At 36.7% G+C, this 20,044-nt stretch carries 16 protein-coding genes; 5 read left to right on the top strand and 11 right to left on the bottom strand.

The window, feature by feature from the left end; all coding sequences use genetic code 11:
• Positions 1-11: 11 nt before the first annotated feature.
• The gene (locus MWU78_RS07495; RefSeq protein ID WP_246996535.1) at positions 12-857 is read right to left on the bottom strand and encodes an alpha/beta hydrolase; all 846 of its coding nucleotides are present in this window, start codon (positions 855-857) and stop codon (positions 12-14) included.
• A gap of 46 nt (positions 858-903) precedes the next feature.
• Here MWU78_RS07495 and MWU78_RS07490 point away from each other — a divergent pair, with 46 nt between their 5' ends.
• Positions 904-1,524, top strand: a complete 621-nt coding sequence (locus MWU78_RS07490) for an L-threonylcarbamoyladenylate synthase (protein WP_246996533.1) — start codon at positions 904-906, stop codon at positions 1,522-1,524.
• 84 nt (positions 1,525-1,608) lie between these two features.
• Here the strand turns inward: MWU78_RS07490 and MWU78_RS07485 are convergent, their stop codons facing one another.
• The 3 genes from MWU78_RS07485 to MWU78_RS07475 all read right to left on the bottom strand — a co-directional run bounded on the left by MWU78_RS07485 (position 1,609) and on the right by MWU78_RS07475 (position 4,166).
• Positions 1,609-2,457, bottom strand: coding sequence for an OmpA family protein (locus MWU78_RS07485; protein WP_246996531.1), 849 nt, complete (start codon positions 2,455-2,457; stop codon positions 1,609-1,611).
• Between the two features lie 93 nt (positions 2,458-2,550).
• Positions 2,551-3,555 carry a glycosyltransferase gene (locus MWU78_RS07480; protein WP_246996529.1) on the bottom strand — a complete coding sequence of 335 codons (1,005 nt, stop codon included), beginning with the start codon at positions 3,553-3,555 and terminating at the stop codon, positions 2,551-2,553.
• 164 nt (positions 3,556-3,719) lie between these two features.
• A complete protein-coding gene (locus tag MWU78_RS07475) occupies positions 3,720-4,166 on the bottom strand; it encodes a type I restriction enzyme HsdR N-terminal domain-containing protein (RefSeq protein ID WP_246996527.1) in 447 nt (148 codons plus the stop codon).
• Between the two features lie 26 nt (positions 4,167-4,192).
• On the opposite strand from MWU78_RS07475, the gene holA reads away from it, so the two are divergent.
• Positions 4,193-5,191 carry a DNA polymerase III subunit delta gene (gene holA, locus MWU78_RS07470; RefSeq protein WP_246996525.1) on the top strand — a complete coding sequence of 333 codons (999 nt, stop codon included), beginning with the start codon at positions 4,193-4,195 and terminating at the stop codon, positions 5,189-5,191.
• Positions 5,192-5,360: 169 nt separating this feature from the next.
• Here the strand turns inward: holA and MWU78_RS07465 are convergent, their stop codons facing one another.
• The 5 genes from MWU78_RS07465 to uvrA form a co-directional block, all read right to left on the bottom strand.
• Positions 5,361-5,723: a DoxX family protein gene (locus tag MWU78_RS07465; RefSeq protein ID WP_246996523.1), complete on the bottom strand. Its 363-nt coding sequence runs from the start codon at positions 5,721-5,723 to the stop codon at positions 5,361-5,363.
• Between the two features lie 133 nt (positions 5,724-5,856).
• Positions 5,857-8,268: an alpha-ketoacid dehydrogenase subunit alpha/beta gene (locus tag MWU78_RS07460; protein ID WP_246996662.1), complete on the bottom strand. Its 2,412-nt coding sequence runs from the start codon at positions 8,266-8,268 to the stop codon at positions 5,857-5,859.
• Positions 8,269-8,430: 162 nt separating this feature from the next.
• Entirely contained in the window at positions 8,431-11,256 is a 2,826-nt protein-coding gene (locus MWU78_RS07455; RefSeq protein WP_246996521.1) for a metalloprotease, read from the bottom strand.
• A 33-nt stretch (positions 11,257-11,289) separates the two neighbouring features.
• The gene (locus MWU78_RS07450; RefSeq protein ID WP_246996519.1) at positions 11,290-11,976 is read right to left on the bottom strand and encodes a TIGR00730 family Rossman fold protein; all 687 of its coding nucleotides are present in this window, start codon (positions 11,974-11,976) and stop codon (positions 11,290-11,292) included.
• Between the two features lie 95 nt (positions 11,977-12,071).
• Positions 12,072-14,906, bottom strand: a complete 2,835-nt coding sequence (gene uvrA, locus MWU78_RS07445) for an excinuclease ABC subunit UvrA (protein WP_246996518.1) — start codon at positions 14,904-14,906, stop codon at positions 12,072-12,074.
• A gap of 122 nt (positions 14,907-15,028) precedes the next feature.
• Here uvrA and MWU78_RS07440 point away from each other — a divergent pair, with 122 nt between their 5' ends.
• Positions 15,029-15,556, top strand: a complete 528-nt coding sequence (locus MWU78_RS07440; RefSeq protein WP_246996516.1) for a hypothetical protein — start codon at positions 15,029-15,031, stop codon at positions 15,554-15,556.
• A 122-nt stretch (positions 15,557-15,678) separates the two neighbouring features.
• Here MWU78_RS07440 and MWU78_RS07435 read toward each other — a convergent pair whose 3' ends face one another.
• Complete coding sequence (locus MWU78_RS07435) at positions 15,679-16,392, bottom strand: TIGR03915 family putative DNA repair protein (protein WP_246996514.1); 714 nt, start codon at positions 16,390-16,392, stop codon at positions 15,679-15,681.
• Between the two features lie 2 nt (positions 16,393-16,394).
• On the bottom strand, positions 16,395-16,574 hold the full coding sequence (locus MWU78_RS07430) for a hypothetical protein (protein WP_246996512.1): 180 nt from the start codon (positions 16,572-16,574) through the stop codon (positions 16,395-16,397).
• 173 nt (positions 16,575-16,747) lie between these two features.
• On the opposite strand from MWU78_RS07430, the gene MWU78_RS07425 reads away from it, so the two are divergent.
• Together MWU78_RS07425 and MWU78_RS07420 are read left to right on the top strand one after the other, a co-directional pair.
• Positions 16,748-17,515, top strand: coding sequence for a LexA family transcriptional regulator (locus MWU78_RS07425; RefSeq protein WP_246996510.1), 768 nt, complete (start codon positions 16,748-16,750; stop codon positions 17,513-17,515).
• A 561-nt stretch (positions 17,516-18,076) separates the two neighbouring features.
• A complete protein-coding gene (locus tag MWU78_RS07420) occupies positions 18,077-20,041 on the top strand; it encodes a histidine kinase dimerization/phosphoacceptor domain -containing protein (RefSeq protein WP_246996508.1) in 1,965 nt (654 codons plus the stop codon).
• Positions 20,042-20,044: the final 3 nt, after the last annotated feature.

The raw sequence follows: 20,044 nt of genomic DNA, 5'->3' as shown, positions 1-20,044 counted from the left end.
ATGAAGAACAACTATAAGTTCTCTTGAATAAAAGCCTTTAATTTTATGGAAGTATCCAAAAGATCTAACCCTACCCAACCATGAACGCCATTGGGGTATAGGGTAAATTGGTGTGTTACGTTCAATTCCATTAACCTATCCCTTAGTCCAATTCCTTGGGAATTGGGAATTAATGGGTCCTGAGCCCCATAAAACAATATAGTTGGGGGAGAAGTGGAGTTTACCTGGTATAACGGGCTAACCTCTTCCAAAACATTTTGATCATTCCCAAATTGATCTAAAATGGTCCTTAATTCTTGATTGGGGGTGTTTAAATAAGCCTCGTCCAACAGATTGGTCGGACCTACAATACTACACACCATCTTAACCTGTTTATTGGTGTCGTGCGAGTAGCTCCATAAGAGGGAAAGGTGGGCACCGGCGCTGGCACCAATAAATCCTATCTCGTTGGATATTTGAAATTCCTGCGCCCTATTGCCTAATTGGCTTACCACAAGGTCTATATCATCAATTTGCATGGGATAAGGAGCATTGTCGGCATCTGCCAGCCTATAGTTCATGTTTACCACCGCTATTTCCGGTAATTGATCTTTGATAAAATCCTTAAAAGCGTCCATTTCAGATTTATCACCAGCGTTCCATCCACCGCCATGTATCAAAATCAGCACTTTAGTGCCCATGGTCCTGTATTGTGGAAGATAAATGTCATATTTTTGATGCGGTTCGGAACCGTATTCCAAATTAATTATATTCTTTGCTTCTAATGAGGTAATATCAGGTGTCATTGTTACTTCCGAACAAGAGCTTGTAATAATAAAAACGAAGCTTAGAAGCAGAATATATGCTGACTTGTGCATAGAATATTATTTCTTAAATTGATAACGTTTATTTTGATCTTTTAATATGGCAGAATTAATTAAAATATATCCTGAAAATCCAAATCCCAAGGAAATTAAGAGGGTAGTGGATGTATTGAGGAAAGGGGGTTTAATTATCTATCCGACAGATACCGTCTACGGATTGGGTTGTGATATTACCAATACCAAGGCGTTGGAAAAAATTGCACGCATCAAGGGAGTAAAATTGGCTAAGGCCAATTGGTCCTTCATTTGTGCCGACCTTAGTAATCTTTCCGATTATGTTAGGCAAATTGATACCTCGACCTTTAAGATACTTAAGCGGGCCTTGCCAGGACCTTATACTTTTATTCTTCCAGGGAATAATAATCTGCCTAAAGAATTTAAAAAGAAAAAAACCGTTGGGATACGTATTCCAGATAATTCCATAGCTAGGACATTGGTTGAAGCCTTGGGTAATCCAATTGTTTCTACCTCCATTCGCGATGAGGATGAGCTGTTAGAGTATACTACCGACCCTGAACTGATCTTTGAAAAATGGAAAAACCTTGTAGATATTGTTATAGATGGCGGATATGGGGATAATGTTGCTTCTACGGTAATAGACCTTTCAGAGGACGAGCCCGTAATTGTTAGGGAAGGCAAGGGGAGTATAGATATATTTTAGTTGAAAATTGTTTTGCATTTACGATTAATTCCATAAAAAAAGCGACCAATTTGGTCGCTTTTAATTTTATATATGAAATGATACCTAGTTAATTTTAGGATCTTTCATTCCTTCTTCGATCATGCTGTAGAACTGATCAATTTTTGGAAGAACAACAATACGTGTTCTTCTATTTTTAGCTTTATCCGATGGTGAAACTGGAAGGTATTCTCCTCTACCTGCAGCAGTCATACGCTTAGGATCAACACCGTAATCTTTTTGTAAGATACGTACAACAGAAGTAGCACGTTTAACACTTAAATCCCAGTTGTCATATAAAACTCCACTATTGTAAGGATCAGTATCGGTATGACCTTCTACCATAAATTCGAAATCTGGTTTGTTATTAACAACTTGTGCAACCTTGCCTAAAATTTCTTTGGCCCTATTGGTTACATTAAAGCTACCACTTCTAAACAAAAGTTTGTCAGAAATAGAAACAAATACAACACCTTTTTCTACACTGATTTCGATATCCTCATCATCCAAGTTTCCAAGAACACCTTTTAAACTTTGAACTAAAGACAAATTTACAGAATCCCTTCTTGTAATTGCATCATTAAGCTTTCTTATAGTAAGGTCTTTTTCTTTTAAGCTTTCCAAGGATTTCTCCAAGTTATCGGCACCTTTACTTGTAAGGGTCGTAAGGTTGCCCATATTGTTGATTAAGTCCTGGTTATTGGCTTTTAGGAAGGCATTCTGATCTTCCAAAGTTTGCATTTTCGAAGTAGCAGCAGCTTTATCCTCCAAACAGGTGTTTAGTTTAACTGTCGCGGAATTTAATAAATCTTGTGCTTCGTTAGCTTTTGCCTCCATATCCGCAAATTTTTTCTGCGACACGCATGAAGACAACAAAAGGGTAATACCTAAACAGCCTAAAATGATTTTTCTCATAGTTATGATAATAGAATTAATAATTTAAAAGTTTCGAATTATTTAATGTAGGCAAAATTATATAAAACGCAATATTTTGCGAGACCAATTTAGTTAATCTTTTACTAAAATGTTAAATTTTTTTACATGATTTACATAATGGGACCAAACTATAGATTTTGTAGCGTAATAATTCCTTATAAAATGGGCCTTTTCACGCTTTTTGAAAATATTTATGAAATTTTTATAAAAACTAAAATGCGCCCTCAAAATAGCCCAACAGTGTTTGGATCTCCCCTGAAAAATAAAGTTGATACCAGCTAAACCATCCATTACCAATCGCAGGAGTATTATTGGGAATGCTTTTTTGAAAGGAAGATTTTTTACAATGGAATAAAGGGAGTTTCTAAAGTTAAGAAAAGTCTTTTGTGGATTCATGCTACTTAGTGTTGAACCTCCTAAATGATACACCATTGAGCCACCAACATAAAATACTCCATGTCCCTTGTTCTTTGCCCTCCAACATAAATCTATTTCTTCTTGATGGGCAAAATAATCCTCGTCAAAACCCTTAAGTTCATCAAATACTTCTCTCCTTATAAATAAACATGCCCCTGTAGCCCAAAATATTTCCTTAACATCATTGTATTGACCATTATCCTCTTCCAATTCATTAAAAATTCGTCCCCTACAAAAAGGATAGCCATATTTATCTATAAATCCACCAGCTGCCCCTGCGTATTCAAAATGGGTCTTATTCTTATAATCCAATATTTTTGGTTGGATTATAGCAGCGGAAGGGTTCTCCTTAAATTCTTTTATTATTGGTAATAACCAATCTTTGGTAACTTCCACATCAGAATTCAACAAGCAATATATATCGGCATTAACTTTGGGCAAAGCATCATTATACCCTTTGGCGTATCCGCCATTGCTTAAATTCTGAATTATGTTTATCTGCGGATAGTTCTTTTTCAAAAAAGCAATAGAACCATCTGTGGATGCATTATCGGCAACATAGAGCTCTGCCTCTTGGGAGAATGTGGTTACAGATGGAAGAAACTTTTCCAAAAGCGCTTCACCGTTCCAATTAAGTATAACAATTGCTATTTTCAACATTTCTATATTGCCCAATCAAATAAGGCAATTATTCTAATTGGATGTTAAGGGATTAAGTTGGCAATTTAAAGAAATATTCTATAAATGACTATGAATATATGAATAACTACAAGCCACTCCCTTTTATTTTTAAGATGGCCCTATGATCTTTATAAAGCGTCATTTTAGGATTTATAGGATGGAATATCCTTAAGAAAGCTATATTGTTCATTTTCGAAATCCATTTTGCAAAAAAAATGATTCATCCCATTGGTTACCATTAAATATTTAGCCTTTAGCTGTAGGTTATACCTGGCAATTTGGTCAAAAACTTGTTGGGTTATTTTAATATCCGGAGATTTGCATTCCACCAGAATCTCGATACTCCCGTTAGGATTAAAGACAACCACATCGTACCTTTTTTTTAAATTATTAACCAGTAGTTGCTTTTCAACGTTAATATGGGCCTGAGGATAGTTTTTGTCTGAAATAAGATTCTGCACTACGTGCTGGCGTACCCATTCTTCGGGCTGTAGAACCACAAATTTTTTGCGTATGACATCAAAAATATAGATTTTATTTTCCCTATTTTTGAATCGAAACGGATATGAGGGATAATTTAAAGGTTGCATTGTGCAAATTTGATGATTTTTTTTAGATGGAAGAGGTAAAACAAATTGTAAGCAGTATAAAAAATGGAAATATTGCACCTATATATTTTCTAACAGGGGAGGAACCTTATTATATTGATAAGATTGCGGAGTATATTGAAAAAAATGTGCTTACGGAGGAAGAGCGCGGATTTAATCAGGTGATACTTTACGGCAAGGAAGTTTCCATTGAGGATATCGTTGGAAATGCAAAGAGGTATCCCATGATGGCAGAACGCCAAGTGGTTATTATAAAGGAGGCGCAACATTTATCACGTTCCATAGAAAATTTAGTTTCTTATTCCGATCAACCACAACCTTCCACGGTATTGGTATTATGTTATAAATATAATAAGCTGGATAAGCGTAAAAAATTATATAAATCCATCAAAAAATCCGGGATTATATTTGAAAGTAAAAAGCTTTATGAAAATCAGGTTGCGGATTGGATCAAAAAATCCCTGCATTCCAGAGGGTATGGAATAACTTTCAAGGCGGCCAATTTATTGGTTGAATTTCTAGGGACAGATTTAGGTAAGATAGATAAAGAACTTGAGAAATTGTCGCTGGTGATCCCAAAAGGAATTGAAATTACCCCTGAAGCTATTGAGGTCAACATTGGTATAAGCAAGGACTACAACAATTTTGAACTTAAAAAAGCCATAGTGGAACGTGATGTTCTGAAAGCGACTAGAATTGTTAGTTATTTTGCCCAAAACCCTAAGGACAATCCTTTTGTTTTAACTATTACCCTTATGTATTCCTTTTTTATCCAAGTGCTCACCTATCATGGCCTAAAAGATCATTCTCCCAAAAGTGTTTCCAGCGCCTTGGGCATTAGACCTTATTTCGTAACCGAAATCCAGGCAGCGGCCAAGAATTATCCCATGAGGCGGGTCAGTGAAATTATTTCCAATCTAAGGGAATTGGATGTCAAGGGAAAAGGTGTGGGATCCAATATGACCCAAGATGATCTCCTTAAAGAATTGTTGTTTAAAATTTTCTAAACTAAATTATTACCGATTGACACATCGGATGTTAACGGAAATAAGCCAAAGGTGACATTGAATTTTATTGATTCCAAGGCACACGTACCAATCCAAGTCAATGTCTGGGAAAACAAACAGGGCAGGGATCGTCATAAACCTCCTTTATAGTTCTGAAAAGTAGACCGATTTACTTTTTATCCAAGCTATATTTTCCCGGACCAAGTAATAGGATGGAAGTAAAAGTTATCAAAAATAAAATAGCCTTTTCCTTTACATTAAATGGATCGGAACCGTGTACTATCAATGTCGCTACCAACATGGTAATTATAGTGGGTACAGTGGCCCAACGTGTTTTAAACCCTATAATAACCAAAATAGGGAATACAAATTCACCTAAAACGGCAAGAAATAGGGAAGGTGCAGCACCTATGCCAATGGGATCACCAAATTCAAAATTACCTCCAATAAGTTTTTGAAATTTTGGGAGTCCATGAGTCATCATTAAAACAGCGGAGGAAACGCGTAAAAGTAGTAGGCCTAGGTCTTTCATTCGGGGATTGTATAAATAAATTAATAGATTTAGAGCGGGTTAAAAGTAACCATTAGTTTCTTATATTTTTATAAATTGTAAAAAAGAATTGCATTTAAGGGCAGGTAAAAAACATTGGCTCCAATATCCAATACTATCTTAGCTTGGGAAAATCCATAGGGTTGGATTCGTGCATTATGGAATATACTTTCTCAAAAATATCGTCCAAATTTGGTTTGGAAAAATAGTCGCCATCAGTGGCATAAGCCGGTCTATGTGGCTTTGCAGTTAGTGTTTGGGGAGCACTGTCCAAATATTGGTAAGCTCCTTGTTTTTCAATAATTTCATGTATTAAATAGGCAGAGCAGCCACCAGGTACATCTTCATCTATAACCAACAATCTATTTGTTTTTTTAACACTCTTACATAAATCTTGGCGTAGGTCGAAAGGCAATAAACTTTGGGCATCCACTACCTCTGCATCTATACCTACTTCTTTGAGTTCTTTTGCCGCTTGCATTACAATTCTAAGTGTAGAGCCATAGGATAATAAAGTAATATCCTCTCCTGGCCTAACCACTTCAACCACACCTATGGGCGTACATAATTCCCCTAAATTATTGGGCATAGGTTCCTTTAGTCGGTATCCGTTTAGACTTTCGATCAATAGGGCAGGTTCGTTTCCTTTCATAAGTGTATTGTAAAACCCAGCCGCCTTGGTCATATTTCTGGGAACCAGAATATACATGCCGCGTAATAGGTGAATTAATCCACCCATTTGCGACCCTGAATGCCAAATTCCTTCCAATCTGTGACCACGGGTCCTTACGATCAATGGGGCTCTCTGTTTGCCAACGGTCCTGTATAAAAGTGTAGCCAAATCATCGGTCAAGGTAAATAGGGCATAAAAAATATAATCCAAATATTGAATTTCAGCAATGGGACGCAAACCTCTCATTGCCATTCCTATTCCTTGCCCAATTATACTGGCCTCCCTAATTCCCACATCGGCTACCCGAAGTTCCCCATATTTCTTTTGCAATCCTTCCAATCCCTGATTTACGTCTCCAATAGCCCCGCTGTCCTCACCAAAAATTAGTGCTTGAGAATATTTTTCAAAAAGCTTATCAAAATTATCCCTAAGAATTACTCTACCATCTACTTCTTCGGGTTCTGTATTATATGAAGGTCTCACTTCTGGAACACTCAAAGCATTGTTGCTTTGTTCGTTGTAAAGATAGGTACTGAACTTGGCTTGGGATTCCTCTAAAAAATTATTGGTCCAAGCGGCCAAAATATCTTTCTCTTTGCTGCTTTCCCCCAATAAATATCGCAGGGCCTTTCTAGCCTTGGAAGCCATATCCTTTTTTATGGGTTCTTCAATCGCAATTAAATCGTTCTTGATTTTGGTTATAAAATTTTTATTAATGCTGGAGTTGGCGGCATTATCCAATAAGTTAACCAATATTTTTTTCTGCTGTTTATGGGGAGCCAAAAACTCTTCCCAAGCCTCCTTACGTGCACTGCGTACCAGTCTTTTTATATTCTTTTCAAGAGTTTTTAAATCCTCTTCGGTAGCAATCTTATTCTCCAGTATCCATTCCCTATAGCGCTTATTGCAATCATTTTCCTTTTCCCATTGCAAACGTTCCTCACTTTTGTAACGTTCATGCGAACCTGAGGTAGAATGACCCTGAGGCTGTGTGAGTTCGGTAATATGGATAATCACAGGAACATGTTCATCCCGGGCAATGTCCGAGGCATTTTCATAAGCGTGGATCAGGGCGGTATAATCCCAGCCCTTTACTTTCAAAATCTCATAGCCGGCATTCTTTTGGTCCCGTTGAAAACCAACTAAAATTTTGGATATATCTTCTTTGGTAGTCTGATGTTTGGCATGAACGGAAATACCGTAGTTATCATCCCAAATGCTGATTACCATAGGTACTTGTAATACACCGGCAGCATTTATGGTTTCAAAAAAGACACCTTCACTGGTACTGGCATTACCTATGGTTCCCCATGCCACTTCATTACCATTATCCGAAAATTTTGAACTATTTTGAACTTTAACGTTCCTGTAGATTTTGGAGGCTTGTGCCAAGCCTAATAATCTTGGCATTTGTCCGGCCGTACAAGAAATATCTGCACTACTGTTTTTTTGTTTAGTAAGGTCTCGCCAGCTTCCGTCTTCATTTAAACTGAAGGTAGTAAAATGTCCTCCCATTTGCCGACCCGCACTCATGGGATCTTTTGTTATATCGGTAGTAGCGTATAAACCATGAAAAAATTCCTTAGGTGAAAGCAAATCCAGGGCCATCATAAAAGTTTGATCCCTATAATAACCACTTCTGAAATCCCCATCCCTGAAAGATCTGGCCATAGCCAATTGAGGGAGTTCCTTACCATCGCCAAAAATTCCGAATTTTGCCTTTCCCGTAAGAACTTCCCTTCTTCCCAGCAAGCTACATTCCCTGCTTGTGACGGCAATTTCATAGTCTTTCAATATCTGTAATTGAAAATCGTCAAATGAAATATCGTTGCTTGCTTCGGAATCTATATTCATTTCGGAATTAATGGTTTCTCGCAAAAATATCAAATCATTATGGTTTTTGCAACCAATAGAAGAGGATAATAATTAATAATTCTTTAAAGAAAATTGTAGTGTGTTTTTAAATATTGAGAATATCACAAAAAATTAACTCTATTATAAGAATTTATTAATTATTTAAAACCATTTTCTGGTAAATAGTCCGGTTAAGGTCCTAGGACTAAAGGTTATGACAAATCTAATTTTTTGATCATATTGAGATTGTGATATTTCCCAGCCATTGTTGGAGTACAAGGGAAAATAAAGTTCAAAATAATCCGTTAACAGATTTAATCGTATGCCAGAATCGTAAACTACCCTTTCTTTTGTTCCTTTATTTTTAACCAAACCCAAATCTCCGTATAGCTCAATCCAACGCCAAATATTTACACTGGTATTAACGGTTGCCATCCAATCATTGGCAAAAGGGTTTTCCAATTTGGATTTAAAGCCACCTTCCGCAACTATAATTTGTTGACTGTAGATTCCAGATCCTTCCGATCTACCTAAGTATTCATAATCAAACAGGTAATCCGTAGGTCGGTCCAGGGCAAAACTAAAAAAATCCGTACTCCCCGCGGTTTCATTTCTTATAAACTTACCTGCGAAAAAACGTAAGTTAAATTGCCTATTGTTTTCAAAAAGTTTACGGTATTCCAATTCGTAGGCAAGCTTGGTAAATTTATCGGAATACTGCGCATCCACGGACCAGGACAGGTAGTTAATTATATTGTTCGTGGTGTTGTAATATTTAGCGTTAAGAACATTATAGTCTGGGTCCGTTTCAAGACCCAAAGTTTGTAGACTAGGGTCAATGTCCCTAAAAACACTTATATATCTAAAAATTAGTGCTTCTCTTTTATTCAGTAAAAGATTACTGGGTTTCCAACCAAAACCTATAGATGGGCTTAATGTGCTATAACGCGAATTTTCCTGAAAATGGGATGTAGACCCCCTAAGGGAATAATTGGTGACGTATAACCCACTGGTTCCGTGGTACTGACGAAAATTAAATTTACCGTATCCCACGAATGTCTTTTCATTAGGTGCATATGCAGGAGCTATATCAAAAACAAAAGGCCTTTCCAATAAAGTTTTGTTGTGCAACCTCATACCTGGGGAGAGTCCATCGTATTTATTGAACCCCAAAACAGGAACATAAAAAACCTGGTTGTAATACGGATCCTCGGCATCCTTAAAAAATTGAAATTTTAATTTTTTGTTACTGGAAAAGAAACCGTTCAATGATTTCCAATTATCCCGCTGGTTGAATTCTGGTATGGTCTGATCATAATTCAAAACCAAACGGTCCTCACCATTCCTTGGAATGGTAAAAGTCTGTTGTTCTGCTATATCCCTGAACCAATAACTGGAAACAACCGTGTCATTTTTTATTCCGAAAAGGGAAATAGGGACATTGGTGCCTTCTTTATTTTTTAAAGTTACAACTAAGGAGTCCTCCAGTTTTTGGACTTTTTTTATTTTGAAATCAATTTTACTCGTAGTAGACACATATTCATCAAAAAACCAATTGATATCCTTATCGGAGTTTTCCACGACTATAAACTTAAAATCTGCCGCAGTAGATGGTTTTAACCTATAGTTTATGTAGAACTCCTTCACGCTGCGATCTACATGTTCCTTACCTGTATAATCCGCCAAATAGGCCAGACCCAATCCTGCCTTGTACCTGTTTGCAATTTTTTGGTTGAACTTTATAAGCGAATCGTTAGGTGTGGTCAAGGATTGATCAACATTTCTTCTGGCCGATAGCATATGAAGCAAAGGATATTGTTCGTTAAAATTCATTTTCGCCAAACGAAAACTACGAATACCCCAAATGCTGGATAATTTGCCCAACAATTTTTGATCTGGATAATATTCTTCAACAAAACCGATCATTAGATAGTTCAAAATGGCATCGGTAACCCATTTTTCATTTCTTGTATCAAGAAACATGGTTTCCTTAATAAAACTATTGAGCGCGGTTTTTAGAAATTTCATTTCAAATTGAAACTGCTCTTCATAAGGCTGTATAAACCTAGGAAGTTGATTTATACCATATAGGGGATCCTTGTTATAGTCCAATTCACTTACCAGTAAATGTTTATGTGGAAAGTCGCCCAAGTTTTCGTAGATATATTTAGATACCCTGTTAATGGAAATTCCTGAAGAAATTTCGTCGTACCTGGGAGACCTCAGATCGGTCAAAATTGTAAGTTCGGGAGTTACATGTTTTACAAAATTTTTGGATGGACTTATTATTATTTCACCACTTTTTTGTTGAGTTCCCTGAAAATAAATATGTTGAAGATTGCCTACTATATTTTTACTTAATTCATGAAAATTTGAGACCGCATTTAAATTTTCGGGAATTATGAGTTCTATGGAAGTGTTGGCCATATCCGTATAAAGATCTTCCAAATTCTTATTGGAGTACAAATGCCAACTCCCATCATACACTGCAGGTGTAAGATACCAGTCCTTAAGATAATAACCTCCTTTATTATTATACCCGTAGGTAGTAAATTTGTCGGAAGGTAATTTTACTTTATAAGTAATAAATATTTTAGTAGATGCCCCAGGTAGTAGGGGACTATTAAGGTCAATTTTAATAATATCCTTACCACGGGCATACCCCCAATCCAATCCTCGATAGTCGTCATCAACGGTACTTACGATTTTAGTATTGCCTCTCTCTTCATCTTTTGCAAGATGTAGGCCTTTTTTAAATTCTTCAGCAAATCTTTTGGCCAATGCCGTGTTTTTATTGGCATAGGCATTAGCCCAATCATTAAGGTAAACAAGCTTTAAAGTGTCCTTGGATTTATTTACATACTCAATTTCCTGTTGAATTGTGAATTCATTAATTTCCTTATTTAATGTTGCTATAACTTTGTTGGTATGTTGGGCTATACAAAGACCACTGACAAACAAAATCATCAAGAAAAAAATAGGTTTCATAATATATACCAACTGCTTCAAAAATCTTTAAAGTTAAAAGTTTGGACTTAAAATATTGCCTTTGTAAAAGGCGTCAATTATGTCTACAACTTCTTTTTCCGAGTCAACAATCTGGATCAAATCCAAATCTTTTGGACTAATGTTTCCCATGGTGAGCATAGAATCTTTCACCCAATCCATCAATCCACTCCAAAACTCGGTACCTACCAAAATGATAGGGAACTGTTCTATTTTGTTTGTCTGTATCAAGGTTATGGCCTCAAAAAGTTCATCCAACGTTCCAAAACCGCCCGGCAATACCACAAAGCCTTGGGAATATTTTACGAACATAACTTTGCGCACAAAGAAATAATCAAAATCCAAACTTTTATCACCGTCTATGTAAGGATTGTCATGTTGCTCAAAGGGAAGATCAATATTCAATCCTACAGAGGTACCTCCTGCCAAATGTGCCCCTCGATTACCGGCTTCCATAATTCCCGGGCCACCACCTGTAATAATTCCATAACCGGCCTCAGAAATGCTCTTGGCCACACTTACCGCCAATTCGTAATATTTGTCTCCTGGTTTAGTACGTGCCGACCCAAAGATGGAAACACATGGGCCAATAGCGCTCATTTTTTCAAATCCATTCACAAATTCGCCCATAATTTTGAATAGGGCCCAAGAATCGTTGGTTTTTATCTCATTCCATCCTTTATGATGTTGTTCTTTTCTCATATTGTAATTTTACCCATAATCATTTTAGACTATTACTTGCGTTGCATATAAAATGCTATTATTAAGAAAATAGTATGTTAAATTGACCATTAATTTCACAAACCTAATTCTTTTCTCAGAAATATTGATGTATAACTCTTTTTATCCAGGGCCACTTCTTCAGGAGTACCTTTTGCAACTACCATACCACCATTTCGCCCACCTTCGTAACCAATGTCTATAATGTAGTCCATCATTTTAATAACATCGATATTGTGTTCGATTACGACAACGGTATTGCCTTTATTTACAAGTTTGTTAAGAACGATCATCAATACCCTTATATCCTCAAAGTGCAGGCCGGTAGTTGGTTCGTCCAATATATAAAAGGTATTTCCTGTGTCTCTTTTAGATAATTCGGTAGCTAATTTTATTCGTTGTGCTTCTCCTCCCGAAAGGGTGGTGGACTGTTGGCCCAAGGATATATATCCAAGGCCGACGTCTTGAATAGTCTTTAATTTGCGATATATTTTGGGGATATTCTCAAAGAACGCCACAGATTCGTTTATGGTCATTTCCAGTACATCTGCAATGGATTTGCCCTTATATCTTATCTCTAAGGTTTCCCTGTTAAAACGTTTCCCGTTGCAGGTCTCACAATCGACATATACATCGGGCAAAAAATTCATCTCAATAACCCTTAGACCTCCCCCTTGGCAGGTTTCACAACGTCCCCCAGTTACATTAAAGCTAAAACGACCAGGTTTATACCCCCTAATTGCAGCTTCCTGTGTCTTGGCAAAAAGCGATCTAATTTCGCTAAAAACACCAGTATAGGTGGCCGGATTGGACCTTGGTGTTCTTCCTATGGGAGATTGATTAATGTCTATTACCTTGTCTATATTCTCCAGTCCCTTAATTTTTTTGTAGGGCATTGGTTTTTTAACCCCATTAAAATAAAAGGCGTTCAATATTGGATATAGGGTCTCATTGATCAAGGTAGACTTTCCGCTTCCGGAAACCCCAGTGACCCCAATCATTTTCCCCAAAGGAAAACTTACGGAGACATTCTTTAAATTATTACCGGTACAACCAGTCAAAACAAGGCTTTTCCCATTCCCTTCCCTACGTTTTTTGGGAACCTCAATTTTTAATTTTCCGGTAATATAATCAGCAGTCAGGGTATGATGGTTCTTTAGCGCCTCCGGTATTCCTTCAGATATAATTTCCCCTCCGTGTTTCCCCGCTTTAGGCCCCATGTCTATAACATGGTCTGCACGTTCTATCATGTCGCGGTCATGTTCCACAACAATTACCGAATTTCCAAGGTCCCTAAGTGATTCCAATGATTTTATTAAACGTTCGTTATCCCGTTGGTGCAAACCTATACTAGGTTCGTCCAATATATATAGGACACCTACAAGTTGAGATCCAATTTGTGTGGCCAACCTTATACGCTGTGCCTCCCCTCCAGAAAGTGATTTACTATTTCTATTTAAGGAAAGATAATCCAGGCCTACATCCAATAAAAATTGAATCCTTGTTTTTATTTCCTTAATAATTTCTTCGGCAATTTTTAATTGGTTTCCTTCCAATTTTCTTTCCAGACCGTTAAAGAAATCGGCCAAATCCGTAATATCCAGACCAGAGAGGTCGGCAATATTTTTGTTGGCAATCCTAAAATATAAGGACTCCTTTTTTAATCTGGTTCCATCGCAGCTTGGACATTCAATTTTGTCCATATATTCTTTTGCCCATCGTTTGATAGAAGTAGAATTGGCCTCGTGGAATTGACTCTTAATAAAGTTCGATATCCCTTCGTAATCTATTTTGTACAGTCGTTTTACCCCTAAGGTTTTGGAATCTACCTCAAAACTTTCTTTGCCCCCAAAGAGCAATATTTGCACGGCTTCATCCGGAATTTGGGAAATAGGGGCCGTAATTTCAAAATTATACCGTTGGGCTATAGTTTCAATCTGTTTAAAGGCCCAAGAATTTTTATACTCTCCCAAAGGGGCAATGCCGCCTGCTTTGATCGATATTTTTTTGTTCGGAAAAATCTTATTTTCATTAACTTCATAGACATGCCCGAGCCCGTTACAATCCGGGCACATGCCCTTTGGTGAATTAAAGGAAAAAGTATTGGGCTCAGGGGAAGGATATGAAATTCCGGTTGTGGGACACATTAAATCCCTACTAAAATAGCGGGGCACTTCGGTTCCTTCCTCCAAAATCATCAATACATTTTCGCCACTGTACATGGCCGTATTAATAGTTTCAGATATCCGTTTGTCCAGCTCGGAACTCTCCTCAATTTTCAGTCGGTCTATTACAATCTCGATATCATGGGTCTTGTAACGGTCGACTTTCATACCTTTTACAATATCCTTTATTTCCCCATCTATCCTTACCTTAACAAATCCTTGTTTGGCAATCTGTTCAAAAAGTTCCCTATAGTGCCCTTTCCTTGATTTTATGATAGGCGCCAGTACATTAATCTTTTTACCTTCGTAAGAGGATATGATCAATTCCTTTATTTGCCCATCATCATAACTAACCATCTTTTCCCCAGTATTGTAACTGTAGGCATCACTTGCCCTAGCAAATAAAAGTCTAAGGAAATCGTAAATTTCGGTAATAGTTCCAACTGTTGATCTGGGCGATTTTGAAGTGGTTTTTTGCTCAATGGCAATTACGGGCGACAGTCCGTCGATTTTGTCAACATCGGGTCGTTCCAGTCCACCCAAAAACTGTCGGGCATATGCCGAGAAGGTTTCAATATATCTCCTTTGGCCTTCTGCGTAAATCGTATCAAAGGCCAGGGATGATTTTCCGCTTCCAGACAATCCGGTAATAACAACCAGCTTTTCGCGTGGTATGGTAACATCTATATTTTTTAGGTTGTGCACACGAGCGCCTCTAACCTCTATATTCTCTTCGTACTTAATCATTTTCATTAGCAATGTGCGAAGTTACGACTTTGAAGCCTAAAAATGAAGTTGGTGCTATTTAGTTTTTTGTAGATTAAAACCTTAGCTATAAATTAGCGTTCTTAACTTTAAAATATTTTTAAATGCAACTTTTAGGAATAGGTTCACGAATCAACCACGGCGAATATGGAAAAGGAGTGGTTACCAATGTTACCTCCAAACATTATTGGGTCACTTTTATGGATAATGGATTGGAAACCATTGATTTGAATGCTGATTTTGAGGTCATAGAGGCAGTTGAGGATGAAGTGGATACCATAAGTTTTTCCGAAGTGGAACAATCGCTGATCTCAATATTAAAAAGATGGAGTGATGCCAGTGCCATAACCCCAATTGCAGATAAGTGGAAGGGTGGGAGTCTGGTTCTAAAACCTGGGGATACCAATTTGTCGGACAAAGAAATTCCAATGGATACTTTTTTTCATAAAATTGTTATGGTTAGAGATCGAATTAGAGTAATGGAACAGAAAATAAACAGCAGTAATAATTTGGACGACCAGGAAAAGGTAGATTTACAACAATACATTACCCGTATATATGGAAGCTTAACCACATTCAATGTGCTTTTTAAAAGTCCGAGTGATAATTTTGTTGGTGAAAAAACCAAGTGATCTAACTTAGGAATGGGTTCTAAAATTTAATTAAGCCGATTTCCTTTACAAAGGATCAAACTTTATAACACGGAAAGCAGATTTAGAATTTCATTAGGTAGAAAATTTTGGTAAATAACTGGTTATACTGCAGCCCTTTCATTTAAATATGCCATCTGTGGTTTATTGGTATATTGTGAATGTAATTTATGGTTTATTAGATATTTTAAAGTGGTCTGCGATATAACTTCCTTGTTATGATATGCCGATAGCTCCAAGGAGATAATTTCAACAGTGTACAGGTTATAGTATATGGCATACTTTCTTTTTCGGTCATAAATCATAAATTCTTGACCCTTGAATTTCGTGCGAAAGTGCTTTGAAATTAGTGGCAGTACGTCAAAACTGGGAGCCACTTCGGAAAATTGGATATGGTCTTTTGATATTGTAAAATTAGCCATGGCCTCAATTCTATGTTTTTCCCTCGCCACCATTCTTGATTGTTGCTGAATTTTTAATACAATTTCCGCTATGTCGTCTAAGGGGTCTTCATTGGGATTGGCATACATGGATCGGATGTATTGGTATAGAAGAAGTTCAACACCTTTGGATTCACTTAAAAAAGCGAAGTATATTGCCTTTATAGCGGCATTGCTTTTGTTTTGTATACTGTTCCAAACACGTCTTGCCTTATCCATCTGGGTAAAAACGGTTATGGCCTCGGAAAACAGTCCTTTTTGGTTCTCTGTGTTCCTTTGAATGTTGGTTACTTCAATTTTCTCCTCAAACACTTTAAAAACTGTGGTTAAAAACCCGTTGAAGCTGCCATCGTAAATTAAAATTTTAGGATTTTCCATAATTAATCAAATAAACTGAGTTGCACACTAAATTCTTTTGTTAAGCGTCTTCTTTCCTTTTTTACGGAATGACTTCTGATGGTGTTATGAACCTTACTGGACGGATTGTTGGAATAGTGGTTATCCTCCATCCCGGAATGGGCTAGTCTGTTTAATTTTTGGTGTATAGCTTCCAGAGTCATTTTTGTTGTATTTGTAATTATTCCAAATATATGGATTATTTCCTAATTATGGAGATAGTCCAAAAAATATTTTGGATATATTCCAAATTGCGTATATTTGAGCCTATAGGAAGTTAATTGTTCAGCATATTTGAATATGCCTATGGTAACTTCATCAATTTAAAATCTGGAGAATGAACGAGGATATGGAAATTGTAACAAAGCGTTTTACCGATCTACGCAGGGAGTTGGGATATACCCAATCCGATTTTGCCAAACTACTTGGTATTTCAAATACCACTGCGGATATTGAAAGGGGGCGTACAAAGTTGTCTGGAAAAGTAGTGGCGGAACTTCTTAAGCAATTTAAGATCAATCCACTTTGGTTATTCGGAGAAAGTAACCAAAAGCATTTATCGGTTACAAATATCAGCGTTATACCAAAGGTGGTTACCGTAAACTCCTCCGATAACGAAAATATGGTATTGGTGAATGCAAAAGCGGCAGCCGGTTATCCACAAAATATTCAGGATACCAGTTGGTACAGACAACTTCCCGCATTTGATATTCCTTTGCCAGAGTTTAGAAATGCAACTTATCGCGGTTTTCAGATTGAAGGGGACAGTATGTTGCCCAATTTAAAACCAGGGGAGTGGGTATTGGCCAAGGCGGTGGAAGGACTTCAGGAAATTAGTCCCAATAAGATTTACGTTGTGGTCTTACAGGACGCAGTGTTGGTGAAAAAAATAGAAAAATCTCCAAATCCATCGGTTATTTCATTAATTTCTTTAAATGAAAATTACCCTCCTTATTCTGTAGGTACGGAGGACATACAAGAGCTTTGGCAGGTTAGTAGTAAAATAACTTTTGGTGTCGATGCCACCTCCGAGAAAGGATTATTAAGACAACTTCAAGAATCTATGGAGGAGTTGAAAAATCAATTAAAAAAGGTCAACGATTAATTTTTATTCAAGAAGGGCTCAGGAATGGAATTGTCTAGAATTATATCTAATATTCTTTGTAGTGTTTCATAGGATTTAGATCTATATATTGTAGGGCTTTACCTATCTTAATTTTATCCGACGAAATGCACAATATCTTCGATGAAATACACAATTTTCAAGAATTTATTACTTTCACAACAACATATAGGTATTACACAACAAAATTCTAAAAATTCCATTGCTTCAACATATTTTTGATCTGATCAAGAGTCCCAAATCTTATCATTACATATATAAAAAGGCTGTGCAATTATATTGTATCGCCTTTTTTATTTTTGAATCCCACATATTGCCGGGGAAAAACAGGAAATCTGAAATAATGGTTAACTTGCCCACATAAACCTAAAATTGGTTAGAGTTGGTGATAGGACCCTAAATTTAATGTTTTATGAGACTATTCGGGGAACAACATTAACCTCTATTTGACGTTTGTAGTATTGTGTACCATTATACCAAAGACCATAAATAATAATAAAAATACCAAAGACTAATTAGAGAATTTTAGACAACAATTGAACAATGGCGAAGTCTTTTAAAAAAATATTTGTTTCATTATTGATTTGTTCAGTGAGTTTTTGGTATCTACCAGCCCAAGATTCAGTTACCAAGCCGGATCATTTTCAAGAGTTTCAAAATAAACAGGGTGCGCAGGAAAGATTCGATTATTTCTTTGGTACTACAAATCGCTATTCAGAAAATTCGGCCTACGACTGGCAGGCAACTGTAAATGTATATCACAACAATGCACAAAAAGTTCAAGATACATTAAGCACTAAGAAATATGAGCTTATGCAATCCCAACTCTATTATGATATTGGGGATTTTAGCAAAAGTGTTGCCATTGCAAATCAATTATATAAGAAAATTGAAAATTTGGATATGGAATCCAAAAAGATCCTATTGGATTTAATAGATAACAACTATGCTAAATTGGGACTCTATGATCGCCAATTTGAAATTAGAAATGAGAAAAAGAATTTAGGTCTTACGGACAAGGTTATTTTTTATGATATCTATTCCAACCTTGGACTTCACAGAAAGGCCATGGATGACTATATTAAGGATAAGTTAAAAACCATTCGTGAGGATGACTATTATGGCCAGGCCCAATATCAGAGCAACGTTGGAAACTATCTTCTTTTGGATATGTCCATACCTACAGCCTTAACGTATTATAAGAAGGCCAAAGGCTTTATTGATGTATATCTAAATGATATAAGTAGGGAGAAAACCGAACAGGAAATAAGTAATGGCAATTTATTAAAGGGAATCATTGAGGGCAATATAGGTAAATGCCATGCCCTATTAAAGGAATATGATATTGCAATTCCATATTTGGAAAATTCCGTTACCCTTATAAACGAGTTCAACAAGGGCAAATTCTCTTCCGAAATGGTAGAGAACACCTTGGAATTAGCAGATTGCTATCTACAGAAGGAAGATTACGAAAAAGCTAAGGAGTATCTTTTAAATGGATTAGATCCCATAAAAATTGAAAATATTCTTAGGAAGAATAGATTATTGGCATCATACTATGACCGAATAGGGGATTTTAAAAATTCAGTTGAATATTTAAAGAGAAATGTACGGATAAGGGATTCGTTAAATAGGAATGAATCCTCTATGAAAAAGCAACAGTTGGCGGCTGTAGCAGGACAGGAAATAGAGTACTCCAAAAAGATGATGGAGCAGCAGAAGAAGGACTTGGAGCAATCCCGAAGCGATTTACAGGCCAAAGAGGAAAGAATCAACATTGTTTTTATTTCCTTGATTTTTACTCTTCTGGGATTTGCAGGCCTTGTATTTGCTTATTTAAAAAGTATTAAGAACCAGAGATTGATAGCCGAGCAAAAGCGGATTATCGAGGCATCTTTGGTGGAAAAGGATTCACTTTTAAAAGAAATACACCATAGGGTAAAAAATAACCTGCAGATGGTTTCCAGCTTACTTAGTCTTCAAACAAAAAATACCCGAAGTAAGGCTGCCATAGAGGCCCTGGAAGAAGGGAAGAGTAGGGTTAAGGCCATGGCGTTGATCCATCAAAAATTGTATCAGAATGATGATCTCTCGGTCATAGAAATGCAAGGGTATATAGAAAGTCTTATCAATAGTGTGCAATCGGTTTACAAAAAAGGTGGCCATAATATAAACATTGCCATAGATGCCGAAGGCGTGGAGTTGGATATTGACAGGGCCATTCCCTTTGGACTTATTTTAAACGAATTGGTTTCCAATTCATTTAAGTATGCCTTCCCCGATGATGATGAAAATGGAAAAATTTATATCCATTTAAGGAAAACAGGGAGTCAAGAAGGGTATTTTGAGTATACCGATAATGGCATAGGATTACCCGAAGATACAGACGATAGGGCCAATTCCTCAATGGGAATAAGGTTAATGAATCGATTGGTAAATCAGCTACAATCTAAATTAAATATTGATAAAACATCAGAAGGAGTTCGTTTTTGGTTCAATTTTAAATAAATT

This window comes from Arenibacter sp. F26102 (genome assembly GCF_023015865.1).
GTDB lineage: Bacteria > Bacteroidota > Bacteroidia > Flavobacteriales > Flavobacteriaceae > Arenibacter.
This window is presented reverse-complemented; position numbering and strand designations above follow the sequence as displayed.